Annotated in this window: 16 protein-coding genes, 1 tRNA gene and 2 pseudogenes; 6 read left to right on the top strand and 13 right to left on the bottom strand. The window is 43.4% G+C overall.

Annotated elements, in window-relative coordinates; translation table 11 throughout:
- Positions 1-13: 13 nt before the first annotated feature.
- From flgG to B853_RS03660, 8 genes are all read right to left on the bottom strand, one after another.
- On the bottom strand, positions 14-802 hold the full coding sequence (gene flgG / locus B853_RS03695) for a flagellar basal-body rod protein FlgG (RefSeq protein WP_005382032.1): 789 nt from the start codon (positions 800-802) through the stop codon (positions 14-16).
- Between the two features lie 18 nt (positions 803-820).
- Positions 821-1570: a flagellar basal body rod protein FlgF gene (locus tag B853_RS03690; protein WP_010446701.1), complete on the bottom strand. Its 750-nt coding sequence runs from the start codon at positions 1568-1570 to the stop codon at positions 821-823.
- Positions 1571-1869: 299 nt separating this feature from the next.
- Positions 1870-3183, bottom strand: coding sequence for a flagellar hook protein FlgE (gene flgE, locus B853_RS03685; protein ID WP_010446697.1), 1314 nt, complete (start codon positions 3181-3183; stop codon positions 1870-1872).
- A gap of 31 nt (positions 3184-3214) precedes the next feature.
- Positions 3215-3922: a flagellar hook assembly protein FlgD gene (flgD, locus tag B853_RS03680; protein ID WP_010446696.1), complete on the bottom strand. Its 708-nt coding sequence runs from the start codon at positions 3920-3922 to the stop codon at positions 3215-3217.
- Positions 3923-3939: 17 nt separating this feature from the next.
- Positions 3940-4353, bottom strand: coding sequence for a flagellar basal body rod protein FlgC (flgC, locus tag B853_RS03675; RefSeq protein WP_038886574.1), 414 nt, complete (start codon positions 4351-4353; stop codon positions 3940-3942).
- A gap of 5 nt (positions 4354-4358) precedes the next feature.
- Positions 4359-4754, bottom strand: a complete 396-nt coding sequence (gene flgB, locus B853_RS03670) for a flagellar basal body rod protein FlgB (RefSeq protein WP_010446694.1) — start codon at positions 4752-4754, stop codon at positions 4359-4361.
- Between the two features lie 319 nt (positions 4755-5073).
- Positions 5074-5901, bottom strand: coding sequence for a protein-glutamate O-methyltransferase (locus B853_RS03665; RefSeq protein ID WP_010446693.1), 828 nt, complete (start codon positions 5899-5901; stop codon positions 5074-5076).
- A gap of 11 nt (positions 5902-5912) precedes the next feature.
- Entirely contained in the window at positions 5913-6839 is a 927-nt protein-coding gene (locus B853_RS03660) for a chemotaxis protein CheV (protein ID WP_010446692.1), read from the bottom strand.
- 76 nt (positions 6840-6915) lie between these two features.
- Between B853_RS03660 and flgA the strand changes: the two are divergent.
- From flgA to B853_RS03645, 3 genes and pseudogenes are all read left to right on the top strand, one after another.
- Positions 6916-7663, top strand: a pseudogene (gene flgA / locus B853_RS03655) (flagellar basal body P-ring formation chaperone FlgA).
- Between the two features lie 126 nt (positions 7664-7789).
- Positions 7790-8104: a flagellar biosynthesis anti-sigma factor FlgM gene (gene flgM / locus B853_RS03650; protein ID WP_010446690.1), complete on the top strand. Its 315-nt coding sequence runs from the start codon at positions 7790-7792 to the stop codon at positions 8102-8104.
- A 28-nt stretch (positions 8105-8132) separates the two neighbouring features.
- Positions 8133-8558, top strand: coding sequence for a flagella synthesis protein FlgN (locus B853_RS03645; protein ID WP_010446689.1), 426 nt, complete (start codon positions 8133-8135; stop codon positions 8556-8558).
- 122 nt (positions 8559-8680) lie between these two features.
- Here the strand turns inward: B853_RS03645 and flgP are convergent, their stop codons facing one another.
- Positions 8681-9112 (bottom strand): flagellar assembly lipoprotein FlgP, encoded by a 432-nt coding sequence (gene flgP, locus B853_RS03640; protein ID WP_010446688.1) that lies wholly within the window; start codon positions 9110-9112, stop codon positions 8681-8683.
- A 9-nt stretch (positions 9113-9121) separates the two neighbouring features.
- Positions 9122-9760, bottom strand: coding sequence for a FlgO family outer membrane protein (locus B853_RS03635; protein WP_038886580.1), 639 nt, complete (start codon positions 9758-9760; stop codon positions 9122-9124).
- A 171-nt stretch (positions 9761-9931) separates the two neighbouring features.
- Between B853_RS03635 and B853_RS03630 the strand changes: the two genes are divergently transcribed.
- From B853_RS03630 to B853_RS03620, 3 genes are all read left to right on the top strand, one after another.
- Positions 9932-11065, top strand: a complete 1134-nt coding sequence (locus B853_RS03630) for a flagellar assembly protein FlgT (protein WP_038886576.1) — start codon at positions 9932-9934, stop codon at positions 11063-11065.
- 68 nt (positions 11066-11133) lie between these two features.
- A tRNA-Arg gene (locus tag B853_RS03625) sits at positions 11134-11210 on the top strand.
- A 315-nt stretch (positions 11211-11525) separates the two neighbouring features.
- Positions 11526-12032, top strand: coding sequence for a hypothetical protein (locus B853_RS03620; RefSeq protein ID WP_010446535.1), 507 nt, complete (start codon positions 11526-11528; stop codon positions 12030-12032).
- A 111-nt stretch (positions 12033-12143) separates the two neighbouring features.
- On the opposite strand, the gene B853_RS03615 is transcribed toward B853_RS03620, so the two are convergent.
- From B853_RS03615 to B853_RS03600, 3 genes and pseudogenes are all read right to left on the bottom strand, one after another.
- The gene (locus tag B853_RS03615) at positions 12144-13103 is read right to left on the bottom strand and encodes an OmpA family protein (RefSeq protein WP_038885400.1); all 960 of its coding nucleotides are present in this window, start codon (positions 13101-13103) and stop codon (positions 12144-12146) included.
- 604 nt (positions 13104-13707) lie between these two features.
- Positions 13708-15135 (bottom strand): glutamate--tRNA ligase, encoded by a 1428-nt coding sequence (gene gltX, locus B853_RS03605; RefSeq protein WP_010446531.1) that lies wholly within the window; start codon positions 15133-15135, stop codon positions 13708-13710.
- Positions 15136-15296: 161 nt separating this feature from the next.
- Positions 15297-16642: pseudogene (locus B853_RS03600) on the bottom strand (multidrug transporter).
- Between the last annotated feature and the right edge of the window lie 406 nt (positions 16643-17048).

Genomic DNA, 17048 nt, shown 5'->3' with positions numbered 1-17048 from the left:
TTCGAATTAGTCGTTATAGTTGTTGGTTGACAAAGCTCATCATCTTATCGACAGATGAGATAACTTTAGAGTTCATTTCATAAACTCGCTGCGCTTCGATCATGTTGACCAATTCTTCAGTCACGTTCACGTTAGAGGCCTCTAGCATGGATTGACGAATTTCACCTAAGCCATCTAGACCCGGAACCCCCTCTTGAGGATCACCACTTGCTCCCGTTGGTAGGTAAAGGTTTTGGCCAATTGGTTCTAGACCACCTGGGTTAACAAAGTCTGTAATAGTTAACTGGCCAACGACCTGGTTATCTTGCTGACCACGAACACGTACAGATACCTCACCATCAGTACCAACAGTAATAGAGATCGCATCTTCTGGGATGACAATTTCTGGCTCAACAGGGTAGCCAGAACCCGACGTCACTAATGTACCTTCACCGTTCAAGGTGAACTGGCCATTTCGCGTGTAACCAATATTGCCGTCAGGCAGAGTCACTTGGAAAAAGCCATCACCTTCGACCATCATATCTAGCGCGTTGGTGGTTGTTTGCGCATTGCCATGAGTGTGAACTTTTTGAGTAGCAACCACTTTAGAACCAGCACCCAACATCAAGCCACTTGGTAATTCTGTGTTTTGTGAGGACTGACCGCCCGGTTGATTAATATTCTGGTAAAACAAATCTTCAAATACGGCACGACTTTTTTTGTAGCCAACCGTTGAGGCGTTTGCCAAGTTGTTGGAAATGGTTGCAATATTGGTCTGCTGGGCGTCTAGACCTGTTTTACTTACCCATAGTGCTGGATGCATAATAAACCTCTAACTCAATTAACTCATACGAAGCAGTGAATCGGACGACTTGTCCATCTCTTCAGCTGTGCTCATCATCTTGACCTGCATTTCAAATTGACGCTGTAAATCAATCAAAGCGGTCATCTCACCTACGGCATTGACGTTACTACCTTCAATCGCACCTGTTTGGATGCTTACTGATGCGTCTGCTTCGTAAGGTTGGTTTGGAGTTTTATGGCGGAATAAGCCATTGATATCTTTAAAAAGTCCTTGATCGTCAGTACGAACTAACTTAATACGATCAACCACTTCTAATTCTTCAGCCGGAGCACCTTGTGGAAGTACAGAGATGGTGCCATCACGACCAATTTCTATTTTGGATAATGGTATAGGGAGTGTAATTGGTGCATCATTTTCACCAAGTACAACATGGCCCGAGCTATTGGTTAGCAAGCCGTTTTGATCAACTTTCAGGTTACCATTGCGCGTAAGACCTTCTTTGCCCATCGGATCGAGAACTGATATCCACCCTTGGCCTTCAACCGTAATATCTAGGTCGCGCCCGGTAGTAATCACACTGCCCTGAGCAAAGTTATGCCCTGGCCGTTCTGTCATACTAAAAACACGTGAAGCATGGCCTTCACCATAGGCTTGCATTGAACGAGCTTGTGCTAAATCAGCACGAAAGCCTGTTGTGCTCACGTTAGCTAAGTTATTAGCACGCAATTGCAGGGCTTGCATATTCTGCTTAGCGCCACTCATTGCGAGAAACAGTGCGCGATCCATAAATTACTCCAAAAGTCTCTGTACTAAGGAGTAAAAGCAATAGTTATGCCAACATTAAAATAATGTTATTAATCAAAAACTTGAATATAAAATGAGAATTTCAGATGGCAATTCGGGATGAATCAACCAAGAGAGAGGCAATGCTTTGATCCGCCTAGCGGCAACAGCGGCAAACGAGAGATCAAAGCATGCTCAACCAGAATCGAGGTTTATTCTGGTTGAGCATCAGATGAATGTCATGATGTCATCAAACGAAGCGGCAAACGCACGTAACGTCTGACTAAGCAAAGTATCCTGCTCTAGCGAATCTGCAGGATATTTTGTTGTAGCTGGTTATGCACTTCTAGCGCACGCGAGTTGGCTTGGAAGTTACGCTGAGCAGAAATCAGGTCCACAAGCTCTTGAGTCATATCGATATTTGATTGCTCAAGCATACCATTATCGATAGTTCCGAAGGAGCCCTTGTTTGACTCACCCCAGATCTTGTCACCAGAGAACTGTGTTGAATCCCATTGAGTACCGCCTTTCTTATCCAAACCTTGCTCGTTAGGTACACGTACAAGTGCAACACGGCCTAAAGTGACATTTTCACCGTTAGAATAAGTACCTAGCACACTACCGTTTTCATCAAAATCGATCTTTGTTAGGAAACCCGTTGTTGCACCATCTTCATCAAACTTAGTTAGTTCGAATGGTGCCGCAAACTGGGTTGCTGAATCCAAACCAAAGTTTAAGGTCTGAGCAGGATCAGCGCCGTTAAGATCAACAGGTGAACCGTTAGTCGCAGGGTCCCCAAGTCCAACAGAGATTATTGGCTGGCCATTATTTAAACTTGCCAAAGTACCGTCATTGTTAAACCGCATAGTATGGCCAACGTGACCACCAGGAGTTGTCGCATCACCATTTGCAACACTTAACGGTTTCTCACCCGTTTTATCTGTCACGGTATAGTAGGTTTGCCATGTATTAGGCTGAGTCTGATCTTTCAAGTAATACGTAGTCAACTTGTAAGATTGGCCCATGGAATCGTAAATTGTCGATGACGTTGAACGGTTATATGTATCTGGGTCTGAGAAATCAAACTGAGTTGGATCTTTAAGATCACCATTTGCTGGCAAGTTTACCCCAACCTCAATATTTGCGGTCTGCTTCGGTTTACCGAATTCAGCCGGAATATTGATTGGTTGTGGTTCATAAGATGAAACTTCACCTGACTCAGGATTTACTTGGTAACCAAGCAAAAACTCATCATTCGCCGTAACCATGTAGTTGTCTTTGTTTAAATGAAATGCACCATTTCGTGTCATCTCATTTTGTTGCGGAATCAAGCGATCTTTCGCTACCGAAAAAAAGCCAGTACCTGATACACGCAAGTCCATTGGATTATTAGTATAAATACTTGAGCCTTCGTGGAATTGCTGAGCTACTTGGTTTGCTTGAGCACCACCACCAGGTGTGGTTTTAGCATTGGTAAATAGCGAATTAGAATATACATCACTAAACTCTGCACGAGACTCTTTAAAGCCGTAAGTGTTCGCGTTAGCAATGTTATTACTGGTAGTGTTTAAGTCCAGCTGAGCTGAAGACAAACCACTTAAAGATACATATGACATTTCAAAATCTCCTAATCTGGCTAACGCTCAATTACGCCTTGCCTACCTCTAGTACTTCAGCAAGTCGAACTGGCGATTCAAAGCCAGCCAGGTTGAGCAGTACGTTACCATCACCCTTACCAAGCAATACACTGTTTACATTCGCGTATGTTGACACAGGAAATTCTTGTGACTCTCCCTCAATCAAGCCAGACGCTTTTACATTGTATTTGCCAGCAGGCAACGGGTTACCGTTTTCATCATTTCCGTCCCAAACCACACGTGTATCTCCAGCAGGCTTCGCACCAACCTCAAAGGTACGAACCAGTTGGCCAGCTTGATTCTCAACACGGACAAATAGATTATCCAGAGCTTGAGGAAGCTTAACCATTGCTGCCATTGCAGCATCATCTGTTTTTACACCAGCGGCACCAGGCACCAATACATCACGCCCAACTAATGAAGAAGCTTGTAACGCTTGGTTAGAAGTCATTGACGAGTTCAAGCTCTCAAACTGAGAGTTCATCTTGCCGATACCATCTACGGTCGCAAATGAAGCCATTTGCGCAATCATCTGGTCGTTGCTAACCGGCTTAAAAGGGTCCTGCTGAGAAAGCTGCTTAGTCAACAGGGATAAGAAATCTTCTTGTTTAAGATCCTGCTTACCTGTTGTTTCGTCGGGCTTTTTGTTCTCTTGTAAACTCTTAAGCTGATCAACATAGGACAAGCCGCTTTGACCAACGTTATTAAATCCGGCCATACGCTACCCCCTTATCCCTATTGACCCATCTGCAGCGTACGCAGCAGCATTTGTTTGCCTGAATCAGCTACTTGCACGTTCGTTTGGTACGCACGAGAAGCAGAGATCATATTTGCCATTTCTTCCATCACATTAACGTTTGGCTTATAGATATAGCCTTCGTCATTTGCAAGTGGGTGATCAGGGTTATACTCCGCATTGAGAGGTTTATCGCTTTCAACAATACCCAAAACTTGAACAGGTACAGTATCACCGCCTCGCAACGCGTGACTTAACTCGGCACCAAAGACAGCGTGACGGGCTTTGTAAGTATCTTTTGCTGAGCTACTTACACTGTCCGCATTGGCTAAGTTACTTGAAGTTGTATTTAGACGAACAGACTCAGCGCTCATTGCAGAACCTGTTACATTGAAAACGTTAAATAAGCTCATCTAAATTATTCCCCTTTGATTGCCTTGGTTAAGTTCTTAAATTTACTACCTAAAAATTCGAGTGATGCTTGATGTCGAATTTGGTTTTGCATAAACAAGTTACGCTCTAGATCCAAATCAACCGTGTTGCCATCGCCCGTATCTGGCTGAGTAGGTAAACGATATAACTTGTCCCCGACCAACGTAGTAGTGGCAGGAATGTGCCGACCATCTGTGCGGCTAAGACCAATGCTTGCCCCAGAAGTTGCCGCCTGCAATTCCTTAGCAAAGTCTAGACCTCTTGATTTATACCCAGGCGTGTTAGCTTGCGCGATATTGGTGGAAATCACCTCAGCGTTGCGCTCACGTACGCCCACCGTGTATTGGTGGATGCCTAGTGCATTGTCAAAAGATATAGCCATGTTTGCCTCTACATTAAGAACTGACCGTTATTGATAACTTAAAAGCAATTAGCGTGCCAAAAACATAACATGCTGTTTTGCCACTTTGGTTATCGACGTAATGGATTGCAATAAACAAGCCAAAATGAATGATGAAATGTCATATCAAGTCAGTTAATCAATCTAACTCACTAAAAATATACACCCTATATTCATGCACAGGCAAAAGAACCCTATGCATAAGATCAAAACGCGGGAAAGAATGGAAAGAAGAAGATGAAACACTAGAAAAAGAAAAGCCTGACAAAAAGTCAGGCTTAATAAGTATTAAAGCAGTCCGCTATTTTAGTTTGTAAATGATGCCTGGATTACAACGCACCATTTCAAATCGATCCGTTAAACCGGTTAACGACTCTGACGCGCCAAGCAGCAAGTAACCACCAGGGTTCAAGCTATTGGCCATTTGGTTCAGAACCTTAGACTTCATCTCTGGAGAGAAGTAGATTAGTACGTTGCGACAAAAAATAATGTCAAACTTACCAAGTAAGGCATAGCTATCCATTAAGTTCTGCGGTCGAAAGTTGACTAATCGCTTAACGTTATCTTTAACCTTCATACGACCATCGCCAGCATCTTCAAAGAAGTTGCGACGACGCTCCGGTGAGAGTCCTCGTCCCAAAGCCAAGTTGTCGTATACGCCTGTGCGGCACATATCAAGCATGCTCGCTGAGATATCGGTTGCTGTAATAGAAACACTAGGCAACAAACCGGGTTTGCGTTGCTGAGTTTCCAATACCGTCATAGCCATCGAATATGGCTCTTGACCTGATGAACTTGCTGCCGACCAGATTTTTATTGGGCGTTTGTTCGCCGCCACTTCAGGCAATAATTTGTCAGCTAAAACCGTGAACGGGTAAGTATCTCTGAACCACAATGTCTCATTGGTTGTCATGGCATCTACAGCAGCCACACGTAACTCACGATTACGTCCAGTCACTACATCACGAAGCAGATCAGAAAGTGACGCTAGCTTGAACTTTGTCACCAAAGGGCTCAAACGACTACGCACTAGATACTGCTTACTATCACCTAACACAATACCGCATTGTGATTCTAGAAAACGGCTAAAGTCACGATACTCTTGATCACTGATTGTAATAGCAGTCATTAATGTCTCTTTTACTTAGTTAAAGCAGATTTAACCGCGTTACCTAATTCGTCCGGGTTAAATTTCGCAATGAAAGAGTTTGCGCCAACACGCTCAACCATCGCTTGGTTGAATACTCCACTTAGTGAAGAGTGGAGAATTACATAAAGATCTTTAAGATCAGCATTGCGACGAATTTCCGCAGTCAGCGTATAGCCATCCATCTCTGGCATTTCGATATCAGAAATAACCAAAGATATTTGATCGTAAATACTGCCCTGCTGAGCCATCTCAATCAACTTATTATACGCTTCTTTACCGTCTTTGACTGATACGACTTCAAATCCAATTGAAGTAATTGCACGTTCAACCTGCTTACGTGCCACTGTAGAATCATCAGCAATCAGGATTCGACGTACAATTGCTTTCTCTTGCTCTGCTTGAGCAATCTCTTCACCGATAGTGCTATCCATTGTTTCATCAACAGGCGCGATCTCAGCAAGAATCTTCTCAACATCAAGAATCTCAACCAACTCATTATCGATATTGGTCACAGCTGTTAGATAATTTGCTTTGCCCGCACCATCAGGTGGCGGCAAAATCGCTTCCCAGTGCATGTTGATGATTCGTTCAACTGAAGTCACCAAAAACGCCTGAATCGTGCGGTTAAACTCTGCAATAACAACAAAGCATTTTTCAATATCAGTGGTTGGGCGACCGCCGATAGCCAAGCTCAAATCAATAACCGACACTGTATGGCCACGGATATGAGCGACACCTTTAACCAGCGGGTGTAGGTTTGGCATAGAAGTCAACTTAGGGCATTGTAGTACTTCTTTTACTTTAAATACGTTGATGCCGTAACGCTGTCGTCCCATTAGCCGAAAGGTCAATAGCTCCAATCGGTTTTGGCCGACGAGTTGCGTACGTTGATTCACCGAATCAAGAATCCCCGTCATATGCTCATCTCCATCTCAAACTTTTTGGTTTTAAATGATACTCTACATCTGGCAGCACGATACCAAAAAAAACAGTATGGCGTATTTTAATACTAGTTGGATACCAATTTCTATGAATATATGTAGAGTGTTCTATACAAATCTCGCTAAGTCTATCGGCATTTTACTCATTATGTTTAGTTTTTTTGCGCATTCAGCGACAGAAAATCAGATCGAGCAGATAAAAGTAGCGGCAGAGAACCATATTCTAACCACGGTTCCCCACCCAGAGGGAGGGAATTTAAGTGTTAATGCGGCAAATATTGATCAACGTATCAAAGCAACAGACTGCCCCGAGCCGCTCGCGACCTCTGCCTCTTCGACAAGTAGCACAAGAAGCAATATCAACGTTCTTGTTGAGTGCCCTACCGATGATTGGAAAGTGTACGTTCCAGTTCGACTGTCAGTTTCAATCCCGATGGTCGTCTCTGCTCGGCCTTTAGCTCGGGGGGGAAATGATCTCCTTATCGGACGTTAGGATCACAATGATCGAACTTCAGAGATTTAGGAAAGAAGGCTTTTCTGAACCTAGCCAAGTTGTTGGAGCCAAACTAAAACGTAACGTTCGCTTAGGAGATGTGGTAGAACGTAACGATATTTGTGTGGTATGCCGAAACGAAAAAGTAACCATTAGAGCAGTAAAGTCAGGAATGACGATCACCACTCAAGGTACTTCACTGCAAGATGGTGGAACCGGAGATCAAGTGAGAGTGAAAAACGATAAGTCTCAGCGTATAATTGAGGGAATAGTAACTAATGCAGCAGAAATAACGGTTACATTTTAAACCGAAATCTGCCACTATTCGTTAGCAACAAACCGTGCAAATATAGCGCAAAAAAAAGCTAAAGTTTTACACGCTCCGGTCGATAGTGTGGATACCAATACTACGACATGACTAAAAGGTTGATATATGGCAGGTATAGACAACATACGTTCTGGACAAATAATGACGACAACAAGTCGTACTCCAGCACGTAGCGATTCTAGTACCACCACAAGTACAGAATCGAAAAAATCCACTGTGGCTCAAGACGCAGTATCACTTAGCAAGCAAGGCAAAGCTGTAAGCCAAATGCATCAAGACCTCGCAGCTTCGCCAGCGTACGATAGTGCTAAAGTTGCTGCGATCAAAGATGCGATTGCTAATGGTTCATACAAAGTTGATCCTGAGAAATTAGCTGACAACATGATCAAGTTTGAAAATGAGCTAAAAGCCGAAGGTTAACTGGCTTAGTTTGTAAGGTAACTCCAGTATGGCAGCACTCGTCGATTTGGTTAATTTCCAACTTGAGAACGCGAAAGCTTTATCTCAAGTACTACAGCAAGAAACACGTGCAATTGCTTCTCGTGTATCTGCTGATATCGAAAAAGTTGCCAAAGAAAAAATGACCCTCATTGATCAACTTCGTACAACCGATCAGCGTATTGCCTCTCACCCGCATGTCAATCAACTTACCGAAGATGAACAGCTAAGCCAAACGGTCAAACAAATACAGTCTATAGTCTTAGACTGCCAGCAAGTGAACCACGTAAATGGAGAGTCTCTTAACCGAGCACAATCTAGCTACAACAAACTCAACAACATGCTCCAACGTACCCACGGTAAAGTAGGTATGACTTACAATGCTGGGGGTAAGACTCACACTATCTCCACGCTAGGCACCAATATCAAAGCCTAAACCACCCAAATTCTTACCTAACCAATGGCTACAACAACTCAGAATGTCGCCTATAAAAAAGCGACCGATTGTTGCCAATCAGCCGCCCGCTAAGATTATCTGATAAACAAAGCTTGTTTCAATTAAAACAAGGTCTGCTGACGCTTCTCAGGAACTTGTTGTACTTCTCCATAGTCACGTAGCTTATCCATCTTACGGATATCAAGGCGAAGCTCTGTTACGTAACTATCTTCAACAAGGTAACTACGCACTACTTCGGCACCACGAATAACGCCATCAACCGCACCTGAGGTACTCTCGACACCCAATCTTTGATCTTCTAGCTCAGCACGACCACTCACGCGCATGCCGTAAACCTGCTCTGCAAGCTCGCGATACGCATCAATTTTGGAGGCACGCATCGCACGAACACGTTTCTCTTCAATAGTACGCCCTGTTTGCTCACTAACACTTGCATAACCGACCGCTACCAAAATTTCATCTTGGCGCATTTGCTGTAAAGGCTGGCAACCCACCAGCACCAATGTCGCGATAATAAATAATAACTTGTTCATTTCGGTTTCCTACGGGCGGAGAATCACAGTGTAAGGCTGACGAATAGTTGGGTCAGAACGAATCAGAACGCCATCTTGGGTACGAATGCTGTTTAACGTATCTAAATCACGACCAATACGGTCGGCCGGTAAAAAGCCTTGAGCTGTTGCCACAACAACACGGCTTTGCATCCCCACAACACGCGCATTAACTAATACACCACCTTCTTGGCGTAGCATGGTACCAGTAAGCACATACTGAACTTGTTGTTCTTGCGCAAGCTCTTGCCAATCTCGACTCAGTGCAAAATCGCCTTGCTGCGTCACTTGAATCGATCCCGTCGTTTTGAAGTCGACCACTTTAAAACCACGACGTTGAAACTGGTGAATAAAGCCTTCTGATACCGAATTACCTAACCAATTAGTTGCATCCAAATTTTGTAGATCGACGAAGGATGTAATGGCAATTGGCGTCCGTGATGAAACCGCCACATTTGATACCATTAAATCTTCAGTCATGCTTTCGATAAAAAAGTCCATCGTATGGCGAGGGCTATCCATTAACATGAATTGGCTACCAGAATATGGTTCTTTACCATTATATATGGGTGCATATGCACACGATGTTAACAACGTCATCATCGATATTGCAATAAGCCATTTCTTCATGGTTTCGTTCTCCAGATAATCTTGGGTGTCACTGTTCTCTGTCACTTCATTTAGAAAGAAATGTAATACTGGAACAGTCTTTGCTTTCTTCTGTTTGCTGAACTAAAGAAAAACCACCAATACGCTACTGAAATTGTTAAAGCAATATTTATACCTGAACGGTCAAACACAATGAAAAAAATAGTTTTAAGCCTAATATCAACCGCTTTTGTCTTGCTCATGCCATTTCGAGCTATCGCGTCTTGGTATGAAGTTACAGGCGTTGCCACGATCGTTTCTTCTGAAGAAGCGGCTAGATTACACGCGTTGGAAGATGCTCTGTTTAAAGCCGTCAACTTCTCAGGTGCAGATATTGGTAGCATCAGTAACTTAATGCCTTTATTAGAAGAGAGCCGCAGAGAATATCAGTTCACAAACCATGAAGTACGCTACATATTGGTGGAATCAGAGCGTAAACGTGGTGGCAAGATGGAGCTAAAGATCCGCGTTGATATCTATCCATCGGCAACGGGTTGCCACGTTGATCAATACAAGAAGACGGTCCTAGTAGGCAATATTGATGTTGCTTCCCCACAACAAGCTGTCATGGGACAAATCTACCGTGTTGGTGATGATTTCAGCCATGTAGTTGATCGACAACTCGAGCAAACATCGCGCAGCTTTGTCTCGGTGGGGACAACTGACTATGCTATCGATAAGAATTACCCAGAGCGCGTAAAAATGATCGCTCAAGACACTGGTTCACAGTACATCATTGGTGGTGTTATTACCGATTTGACCGCCACTGTTGAATCAAAATTGCTAAAAGACGATATCATTAATCGTCAGTTTGCTCTGGAAATGCAAGTGTACGATGGTAAAACGGGGCACGAAGTTTATAACAAGAATTATCGTGAAGTAGCAAAATGGCCATTCGCAAAAACAAGCCAAGTTGATACACGAAGTGCACGTTTCTGGGCATCGACTTATGGCGAAATGATGCTACGCGTTAGCCGCAACATTATGTTGGATTTGGAATCAGAGCTGTCTTGTAAAATCACGCTTCCAGAGGTGGTTGCAGTATTTGGTAATACGGTGACGATGGATCTTGGTCGCATACATGGCGTACAAGAGGGTGACAAACTGCAATTGTGGCACACAGCATCTTTCATTGACCAAAATGGATTACCGCGCAATAAAGTCTCTCAGAGCGAAATTACCCTTACCGTCTCTCGTGTATACGAACATGAAGCAGAGCTGACTATTGACCAAGCAAACCTTGCTTCAAGCGTACAAATTGGTGACGTAATGAACAAGATGTTGTAACAGCACGTATAAGTCATTGCCATATGCTTTCTTTTGAATATCATAGGCAACGCATCATATCTAATTACGCCCCCATGGCACAGCTGGATAGCGCAGTCCCCTCCTAAGGGACAGGTCGTAGGTTCGAATCCTACTGGGGGCGCCATCCATGCCTTGGCTGTATGACAGAAAGCCAAGGCAATAGACTCACGTGATTTTTAGATGCAGGGTTCAGAGCATTTTCACTGATTCCCTGTTTACCGAAAGTAAGCAAACAACGTGCTTCGGTGGCACGCTCCAGAAGGGCGAGGTTACTTGAGCACAAAACACCCATTCATACCTATTGTTCGCCCTTTTTGCTCTTAGGACCTAAACTTGTCGGAGAGAAATGTCATCTCTTTGCAGTTTTGTGTTTTATTACTTTAATTATCCATAAGTTTTGCTTACCCTTTAGGTATTAATAAAAATATTATTTAGCAATATGTCTAAGAGCAATTTAATTACAAATACTGGACACCGCTTTATTTCAAAAGGCAAAACCGCCTTCAAAATTCATATCCACACCCCAGATGATACGGTGTTACATCGCTCTGTTGGGTTTGTTCGCATTGGTGAAAAGAAAGGGCTCAAGAAGGCAATTAAACTGCGTAATGAGCTTGGGCGTGAGATGTGGGGGAAATTTTGGCGCCGCCTGCTGAAGGATCCATACCTAATGACAAGGCTGCCACATAGTGTCGAACCGAAGATTGTTCACAAACCTAATCCTACTCTAGAAGATCCTGACAACCGAGACACATGTTATATTGCTAAATGGCGAGAGTTCAATGATTCTGGCGAATACAAGTATAAAACGGTGGTTCGTTCGATTAATAAATACGGGAAACTCGCCGCTTATATGCAAACCAAAAAAGCACTGCTCGATGCACACAAGGACAACCTCGAGATCCTAACGTTTATGGGCCGACTTAACAGCATTGACCTGAAGTAACCGTTACTTTCTCTACGACTGAGTATCTCATTCATATTAAAAAGCCCCAAAGAACAAACTCTTTGGGGCTTTTTATATTTGGCTTTCTAACAGCTAACGTTAGATTCGCGCTTATTGTTGAACTTGGTATTCAAACTCAGGAACAACGATTTCTACGCGACGGTTTTGTTCGCGACCTTCACGAGTCTCGTTTGAAGCGATTGGGTTGTTTTCACCTTCGCCACGAGCGTGGATGCGTGATGCATCAATGCCTTTTTCAACTAGAGCGTTTGCCACAGACTCAGCACGCTTCTCAGAAACTTTTTGGTTGTATGCAGCAGGGCCAGAAGTGTCTGTGTAACCAATTACATCAACGTTTGCTTGTGGGTACTCGTTTAGGAATGCTACTAGGTTATCTAGTTTAGCAGCGCTCTCTGGTTTAAGCGTTGTGCTGTTTAGCGCAAAGCTACCAGTACCGATTGTTTGAGTTTCAAACGTTTTAGTTACAACAACTGGTGTAACAACTTCTTCTACCACAACTTCTTCAACGATTGGCTCTTCTTCAACAACAACTTCATCGTTGCCGCCAAACTTGAACGCAACGCCTAGTGTTGCAGAGTTGCCCATAGCTTTTACTGAATCGTTGTTGATGTCAGTGATTGTTTGGTATTCCGCACGTGCTGTTACGTTTTGGCTAATGTTAAACTCAACACCAGCCGCACCTAGGTAAGAGTAGTCATCTTTACCATCGTTCATCATTAGGTAAGCACCACCCACTTTACCGTAAAGAGCGATGTCTTCAGTGATTGGTAGGCTTAACTTTGGCGCAAGAGTGATTGCTTCTACATGACCACCGAAAGACGTTTGGTCAAAATCACCTAGGTTGTCAAAACCAGCTTCTACTGAGAAGTAGTCATTCATTTCGTAACCAACAAAAGCACCTAGAGTAGAGCCGTCTTTATCACAAGCTTGGCCAGCGACACAAGCGTCGTCCATCCAAGACTTACCCATCTTACCGCCCACGTATACTTCTGCGTGAGCTGCTGAAGCCATAAGTAAAGAAGCTGAAATTACCGCTGCTAGTTTTTTCATTATTGATTCCTCTAAAAGAAGTTCTTTTGTTCGTTAACGAAATGCACTGTCTTTGAGACATTGTATTTCTATTCTTTTTTCAGTTCCTTTGAGCTTGATACCGAAATAACTTCCATCTCAGTGAATAAAAGTCACTTGGGTATACCTCCTGTCCAATGATGCATATCAATACTTCACTGACGGCGAGCACTATAACTCCAAGAAATCCGAAGACAAAACCCCAAACTGTCAATTTAATGTCATCGAAACACTCCAACTTATGTGATCCAGAGCACAACAAAGCCCGCCACCACAAGAGAGCAAACGATTGCGCGGATATTTGAGATAGAATATCTAAAACAAATTAATTTCTCATTTATGAGATGAAATATGAGGAACTTTAGGAATTAACGCTATATTTCAGAGAGATATTTTGAATAAAACAGGCCAAGTAACATTTACATCAGCTATGTTTTGATAAGTAAAACTAATTAAATATTGAGCAATTTAACGAATCATAAAGCAGCACTTTGGCCAATCATCAAACGGAATATTGATTTAAAACGCCCAACAAACAAAAAAGCCGCGGAAATCTCCGCGGCTCATTAACAGTTTTTTCGAGTAATTATGCGTTTGCTTCACGCTCAGCGATGAACTCAAGAGCCATCTTGATACGAGCAACACAACGCTCTTTACCAATCAGTTCCATTACAGCGTCTACAGAAGGAGACTGACCGCCACCTGTAACTGCTACACGTAATGGCATACCGATTTTACCCATGCCAATTTCTAGCTCTTCACATACTGCTGCGATAACGCCATCTTTGATGTTCGCTGTCGTCCACTCAGTCAATGCTTCTGCTTTTGCTAGCGCAAGCTCTAGTGGCTCTTTTGCAACGCCGCGTAGGTGTTTCTTCGCCGCGCCTGCTTCAAACTCAGAGAAATCTTCGTAGAAGTAACGGATTTGCTCCGCTAGCTCAACAAGTGTGTTACAACGCTCACCCACTAGCTTGATCACTTCAGTGATTGCTGGGCCGTTCGCTACGTCAAGTTTTTGCTGATCTAGGTGCCATTGTAGGTGCTCTGCAACGTACGCTGGATCAGAGTTCTTGATGTAGTGGTTGTTCAACCATTGCAGTTTGTCAGTGTTGAATGCAGACGCTGATTTAGATACCGCATTTAGGCTGAATAGGTTGATCATCTCTTCTTGTGTGAAGATCTCTTGATCACCATGAGACCAACCAAGACGCACCAGGTAGTTGTTTAGCGCTGCTGGTAGGTAACCCATATCGCGGTACTGCATTACCGATACAGCGCCGTGACGCTTAGACAGTTTCGCACCATCATCACCCAAAATCATTGCACAGTGTGCGAATGTTGGTACTGGTGCACCTAGCGCTTCGTAGATGTTGATCTGACGAGGCGTGTTGTTGATGTGGTCTTCACCGCGCACTACGTGAGTGATGCCCATGTCCCAGTCATCAACCACTACACAGAAATTGTATGTTGGAGAACCGTCAGTACGACGAATGATCAGATCATCCATTTGGTCGTTACGGATTTCGATACGGCCACGGATTTGGTCATCAAATACTACGCTGCCTTCTTTCGGGTTACGGAAACGGATAACGCATGGTTCGCCATCTTTTGCTGCTTCGTTTGCCGCTTTAATTTTTGGATGGTTTGCATCGTAACGAGGCATTTCTTTGTTTGCTTCTTGCTCTGCACGAACTTCGTCTAGCAGCTCTTTAGATGCGTAACATTTGTATGCTTTGTCCTCTGCAAGAAGCTTATCAACCATCTCGTTGTAACGGTCAAAACGTTGAGTTTGGAAGTAAGGACCTTCATTCCACTCAAGACCTAGCCACTCCATGCCTTCAAGAATTGCATCTACGGCTTCTTGAGAGTTACGCTCAAGGTCAGTGTCTTCGATACGTAGAACAAACTCACCACCTTGGTTTTTTGCGTATAACCAAGAGTAAAGTGCAGTGCGTGCACCACCTACGTGAAGGTAGCCTGTTGGGCTTGGAGCAAAACGTGTTTTAACCGTCATTGTTTATTACCTTAATATTAAGACATTCGCTGACTAACTCAGCGCAACCTAAATTTTTGCGCGTTATTCTATCACTCCAAACTCGACAACTACAATTTATTCCCCGAAAACAATTAAAGCCCCTACATTGAGGGGCTTGTTCTTTTATGTAAGCTCAAAAATTATTTGATGCTCATCGGAATCACTAGAGTGACTTTCAAGTCGTTTTCGTCTTGGAAACCGTTTGAGTATCCTGTCCAGTTTGGTGCGTCTGAATCATTAACATAGCGTGTGTAGTACATTCCTAGGTGAGCACCTTTCAAAGGACCACCTTGAATAGCGTAGTTAGCAAATACACTACCTGAGTACTCGATTAGCTCATCGTATCCTTCAGCTTCTGCACCAAACGCGTATACACCGTTGATACCAGCACTGAAGCCTGGAGCGCCTAGGTCTGAGAAATCACGACTCATTTGGCCAAAGAAGCCAATTTCACCATCATGGTTAAAGTCAGAACGGTTATTCCACCAGATATCATATGCACCATTCGAACCGCCGTATTTCTCAGTGAGACGGTAAGCAAAGTTACCTACGTTGCCACGAGTATCCGTTGAATCTGCTGACGTGTATGTACCTTCTAAACGGAAGCTGTATGCACCTACCGATTTAGAGGATAGGAATGCAGCTTGGAATGCCGTGCTATCGTACTGATCTTCATCATCCATAATGTAGACTTGAGGAGATAAGTACCAACCGTTTTCTGTGGTGTGCTTGTACTTAATGTGGGCATTCTTACGAGGACCATCAGTCAAACCCGCATAAGCGATATCTAGAGACGAGTTTGGTGTTAGGTTGTAGCGAGCACCGAATGAGTATGCATCGCCTGCATCTTTATTTTGTCCATCACGGAACTCGTAGCTCTTCTTAAACCAAGGAGCACGGTATTCAACAGCATAGACAAAACCAAGTGCTAGATCATCAAAGTTAGCGCCGATCTCACCACCAGTATACGTACCAGCCGCAAAAGACCAGTTAACTCCCATTGCTGTAGGAACACTTGGTTGGAAGTAACCCGCTTTCGCTGTCACAGAGTCGCCAAACTTGAACTTTAATGCCGCCGTTTGGAATGCTGCGCCGTTGTCAGTACAGTCAGAATCCCACGCGCCACTACAACCAGAAGAATCCGTTGGGTTCATATCGTAAGGGTTATCCACCCCCCCCAAAAGTTCATTTCATGGTCTGGTGAAGCGTTATTCCACATATCAAATGTCGAATACACATTAAGGTCCAAACCAACGGTATCACTAATATAACCAGAGCTAAAACCGAGTGAAAGGTACATAGAACCATGATCTAGGTTTGGCTTCTTAGACGTTTGGTTTCCGTTAGAATCTACATCTGCACGAGTACGGTCACGCATCCAAAAATTCAACGCACCAGTAACGGTTGACTCTTCAAAAAAGGCTGATGCTGCTGATGCATACTCAGGACCAACAGGATCGGCGGCCACCGCAACCCCACCAAACATGAAACTGGCTACTGCACTCGCAACCAAGCTTTTCTTTAGGTAAGACATTTTTAACCCCTATATTTTATTTGTTTTTCCATTTTCAAATTCACTAACTAGGACAGGTATGGAATCTGAAACAACTTGTGGACGGAGCAAATATGGCAAACTTTTTTTTCTTCAAAAAATGAAAGGCGAGGCAATCTGAGCCACTTCAAACTAACAAAAACAAAAACAATATAAATAACATAAAAACAACAACTTAAAGCCAGACATAAAGAAACAAAAACGTCAAAGAAGCATTTATGCACACTATTTTTATAAAACAAACGGCAAATTTGTGACTTATCACTCCTGAATTTCACAACGATTAATGGAACTTTATAAACAGAGAGAAAAAACCTTGATGTGACTCGCAAGCATTCAT

This window comes from Vibrio rotiferianus CAIM 577 = LMG 21460 (assembly GCF_002741985.1).
GTDB lineage: Bacteria > Pseudomonadota > Gammaproteobacteria > Enterobacterales > Vibrionaceae > Vibrio > Vibrio rotiferianus.
Note: the sequence above shows the minus strand (reverse complement) of the source record. Positions and strands in the feature narration are given on the sequence as shown.

Excerpts from the sequence above, each read along its gene's own strand:
- B853_RS03635 (WP_038886580.1), bottom strand. The coding sequence starts at position 9,760 with ATGAAGAAATGGCTTATTGCAATATCGATGATGACGTTGTTAACATCG.
- gltX (WP_010446531.1), bottom strand. The coding sequence starts at position 15,135 with ATGACGGTTAAAACACGTTTTGCTCCAAGCCCAACAGGCTACCTTCAC.
- flgE (WP_010446697.1), bottom strand. The coding sequence starts at position 3,183 with ATGTCATATGTATCTTTAAGTGGTTTGTCTTCAGCTCAGCTGGACTTA.
- flgD (WP_010446696.1), bottom strand. The coding sequence starts at position 3,922 with ATGGCCGGATTTAATAACGTTGGTCAAAGCGGCTTGTCCTATGTTGAT.
- B853_RS03620 (WP_010446535.1), top strand. The coding sequence starts at position 11,526 with ATGTCTAAGAGCAATTTAATTACAAATACTGGACACCGCTTTATTTCA.
- B853_RS03665 (WP_010446693.1), bottom strand. The coding sequence starts at position 5,901 with ATGACTGCTATTACAATCAGTGATCAAGAGTATCGTGACTTTAGCCGT.
- B853_RS03690 (WP_010446701.1), bottom strand. The coding sequence starts at position 1,570 with ATGGATCGCGCACTGTTTCTCGCAATGAGTGGCGCTAAGCAGAATATG.
- flgB (WP_010446694.1), bottom strand. The coding sequence starts at position 4,754 with ATGGCTATATCTTTTGACAATGCACTAGGCATCCACCAATACACGGTG.
- flgP (WP_010446688.1), bottom strand. The coding sequence starts at position 9,112 with ATGAACAAGTTATTATTTATTATCGCGACATTGGTGCTGGTGGGTTGC.
- B853_RS03615 (WP_038885400.1), bottom strand. The coding sequence starts at position 13,103 with ATGAAAAAACTAGCAGCGGTAATTTCAGCTTCTTTACTTATGGCTTCA.
- flgG (WP_005382032.1), bottom strand. The coding sequence starts at position 802 with ATGCATCCAGCACTATGGGTAAGTAAAACAGGTCTAGACGCCCAGCAG.
- flgM (WP_010446690.1), top strand. The coding sequence starts at position 7,790 with ATGGCAGGTATAGACAACATACGTTCTGGACAAATAATGACGACAACA.
- B853_RS03645 (WP_010446689.1), top strand. The coding sequence starts at position 8,133 with ATGGCAGCACTCGTCGATTTGGTTAATTTCCAACTTGAGAACGCGAAA.
- B853_RS03660 (WP_010446692.1), bottom strand. The coding sequence starts at position 6,839 with ATGACGGGGATTCTTGATTCGGTGAATCAACGTACGCAACTCGTCGGC.
- B853_RS03630 (WP_038886576.1), top strand. The coding sequence starts at position 9,932 with ATGAAAAAAATAGTTTTAAGCCTAATATCAACCGCTTTTGTCTTGCTC.
- flgC (WP_038886574.1), bottom strand. The coding sequence starts at position 4,353 with ATGAGCTTATTTAACGTTTTCAATGTAACAGGTTCTGCAATGAGCGCT.